The following is a 3362-nucleotide window of genomic DNA, read 5'->3' on the forward strand; positions in this document are numbered from 1 at the left end:
CATCCGATTGTTGCGCTCAGAATGATATCGCGCTGTTCCCAATTTCCACAGCCGCTTGCAGCAACGTTAGAGCCAAAGAGGCCCCGGCCACAATAGGACTCTCGATTGGTCTTTGGGACCTGACGTTCGCGCGGATGATCTGCAGCGGCGGCCGACGCGAACGTCCAGTCCGCCTCAACTAGCTCGCCGCGGGCGCCGCTGCCGGGGATTGCCCATTCCCGGTCCCAGCCCGCGATTTCACGATCGCGGCGGGGTCAGAGCCGACGCGTCCGCTGGTCTTGTCAGCGGCTCCTTCGCGCGACAGCCGCATATCGAAGCGGATGCTGGGCAGCCCCTTGATCGGGCAGCCCGGATCGTTTGCATCGAGGTCGACGGCAAGATCACCCGAAGAGCCGAACACGACGTCGTCGGCAAGATGCGGATCATCGCGCAGGTAGAGCGCTGTCACCAACTCGCGATAACCGGGTGCACCCACCAGGAAGTGAATATGGGCCGGCCTCATGCCGTGTCGCGCCTGCGCCTTGACCATGCCGCCGACGGGGCCATCCATCGGGATCGAGTATCCGACCGGTTTGACCGTACGCAGCATGTAGACGCCATCCGCATCCGTGGCGAACACACCACGATAATCAGTTGACGCGGCACTTTCCTGAATGTCGTAGAGACCGTCGGCGCCGGTCTGCCAAATAGAAACGGACGCGTTGGCGAGCGGCCTGCCGTTGACGTCGGTGACGCGGCCGTAGAGTGCGCACTCGCTGCCGGGCTTCACCGTGCGGGCGATCTGGCTGCCGGCCGCCAGTCTTGGCGAGGTCTCGCGGTAGAACGGGCCAAGCAGGCTGGTATGGGTGCCGTCTTCGACGGCGGTGCTGTCGTGCAGTCCGTTGACCAGAGCCGACAGGCCAAGGGTATCCGATAGCAGAATGAATTCCTGCCGCTCCGGCGTACACATTCCGCCGACCGCGGTCATGAATTCGATGCCCCTGATCCATTCCCCGGGGGTCAGCTTCACCTCGCGGGCGAAGGCATGCAGGTGCCTCACGGCGGCTGCCATCACCTCTCTCATGCGCGCGTCCGGCGTCGTCGCCATCTGGTCGAGCACCGCATCTGTAATCGTCTCCGGGGTCAGCTCTCGCATACGTCCCTCCATTTGACCTGACGGTTGTGACGGCATTCCGAAGCCCGGGCTGCCGACGCTGTCCCGTCATCGATTTGAACCAGTGTGGATGGTGACGGCATTGCTGCAAACCTGCAAGCACGCCGTAACGGACCGCCAATCATTTACTGAATCGTCTGGGCGAATTCGCGCAAATTCGACCAGGTTCGGTCAGGTTCGGGATGGAATCCGGGTGGGCGAAGGGGGACGGAATGAGTTCCGGCTGATAAATCGCTGATTTCGTTTGGTGGGCCCGGCACGACTCGAACCTGCAACCAGACCGCCCGCGCTGAAGCGCGTCATCCCGGCGTTGATGCGATCAAAATCCACCAGGCGATCCAAGGTGTCCCTGAGCAAGTTCGCTCCGCCACAAAGTGGGTTGACATTTCCCGATCGCCAATTTAACTATACCGTATAGTTTTAATACGGCGTGATCAGAAAAGCCAACCAGCCAGAATCGTTCCCGCCAGCCTTTGAGGTGCCTTGTGAGCAGGTAAAACCGGAGAAGAAAAATGAACATGATCTACATTCCCGCCCTTGCGTCGTTCTCGGGATCGGCCTCAGGCACGCTAGCGTCGATTTTCACGAATTGGGTGACGCAGCGACGCAAAGACCGCGTCCGTCGAACATTGCGGGCCGCGTCCCAGCGTGAAGAGCTCTATAAAAACTTCATTGAAGAGGCATCGAGGCTCTACGCCGATGCACTCGTCCACGACAAGTCAGAGGTTTCGAAACTGGTCGACCTGTACGCCTTCATCGCCCGAATGAAAATCCTGTCGAGCGACGCCGTGATTGAGGCGGCGGAGAAGGCGGGTCGGTTGATCCTCGACACCTACCTTTCTCCGAACAGGACATTGGTCGACCTGCCGGAGCTCATCAATGAGATGGATGTTCGCGGAAATCGGGCCTGAGACTGGCGAAGGCTGTTGGCGGTGGCCCTGTTCAGCCGACCAGAATACAGGATCGGACGCTGCGCCGCAGCGCAAGGCCGCCCACCTGCGGTCGCACCCGGGAGTACCGAGGGCGGCAAAGGCCTTCACTACCCCCAATCGGTTTCACAGGCTGCCAGGAAGAAGTTGACGCGTTCACGCACGAAACCGGGGACCTCCTTTCGCAGGTGTTTCGCGTCCTCCCCCATCAGCGCTCGCATAAGCATTGGGAGCAGAACGAGGTCCATGAAAATCTGCGCGGTGGCATGGCTTCGCTTGGTGCCGAAGGGCCCCTTCGGACCCCGCTGAAGCGTGTGGGCCGCAGTGTTCAGGACATGGGAAACCGCAGCTGCAGCCCGATCCCGGCCTGCTTCATGGACATGGCGGCTCAACGCCGGGAATCTGTCGGCTTCGGCAATCGTGGCGCGCGTTACGCCGACCGTGTCCTCAAGGAATCTTTCTACCAGCTCGGTGCCGACACTTGTGAGCTTGTCGGTCGCCGTGCCTCCCCTGGGCGCGTAGCCCTCAAAGTTCGTCAGTCCGGCGATGACGCGGGCGATGACCGCCTCAAACAGCGCCTGCTTGCCGTCGAAGTGAGCATAAATCGTCGGCTTGCTCGCCGGCGCCATCTCCGCGATTTCATCGACGCTGGCGCTTTGGTAACCTCGCTTGAGAAAAATCTGCTGAGCCGCATCGAGGATCCGGCTTTTGACGTCGCCGGCGAGGTCCTTGGGCGGTCTGCCCAAGCGGGCCTGCGGTCGTTTCGAGTGTCTGTTCGTGGTCATGATTGTTCCTGCGATCACGATAGTGCGAGTAGCTCAACTCTCAGCAGGTGCCGGGTTGACATGGCTCGAACGAAAATGCAAGTAAAAAAAAACTATACGGTATAGTATATATAGGAGATCGGCATGACAAATTTGTTCCTCCGACTAACCGGCACGAACATCCAAGAGCACCCCGGTGTCGCAGGCACCGGGGGTATCGCCGAACGGAGCGGTGCCAGTTCGTCCCAAATCGATCACGATCATGCGAGGGGTTCGGGGGGTACGAAAATTCCACTTGCATAAAGATACTAAACCGTATAGTTCTATTATGCGAACCGAACGGGGCGGTCGTCGCCCGCCATTCCAGGAAATGCCATGAAACAACGATTTCAGCCTTGGCTCGGCGCCGGCCAAACGGCCGGCCAGCCCATCATGAAGCGGCGAGGGGCGGCGCTTGTGGCCGCGCTGCTCGCGACGTCATTGAGTGCATGCGACGACCGTTCCACGACCCCAGTC

3 protein-coding genes are annotated in these 3362 nt (G+C 60.4%); 1 reads left to right on the forward strand and 2 read right to left on the reverse strand.

Translation table 11 applies throughout. The annotated features are described in order from the left end of the window. Nucleotides 1-178: 178 nt before the first annotated feature. On the reverse strand, nucleotides 179-1135 hold the full coding sequence (locus ABSG20_RS32850) for a dioxygenase family protein (RefSeq protein ID WP_423868608.1): 957 nt from the start codon (nucleotides 1133-1135) through the stop codon (nucleotides 179-181). A gap of 530 nt (nucleotides 1136-1665) precedes the next feature. Here ABSG20_RS32850 and ABSG20_RS32855 point away from each other — a divergent pair. Continuing rightward, complete coding sequence (locus ABSG20_RS32855) at nucleotides 1666-2064, forward strand: hypothetical protein (protein WP_423868609.1); 399 nt, start codon at nucleotides 1666-1668, stop codon at nucleotides 2062-2064. Between the two features lie 128 nt (nucleotides 2065-2192). Here ABSG20_RS32855 and ABSG20_RS32860 read toward each other — a convergent pair whose 3' ends face one another. Then, the gene (locus ABSG20_RS32860) at nucleotides 2193-2867 is read right to left on the reverse strand and encodes a TetR/AcrR family transcriptional regulator (RefSeq protein WP_423868610.1); all 675 of its coding nucleotides are present in this window, start codon (nucleotides 2865-2867) and stop codon (nucleotides 2193-2195) included. Nucleotides 2868-3362: the final 495 nt, after the last annotated feature.

It is taken from the genome of Bradyrhizobium sp. (assembly GCF_049512235.1).
Taxonomy (GTDB): domain Bacteria; phylum Pseudomonadota; class Alphaproteobacteria; order Rhizobiales; family Xanthobacteraceae; genus Bradyrhizobium.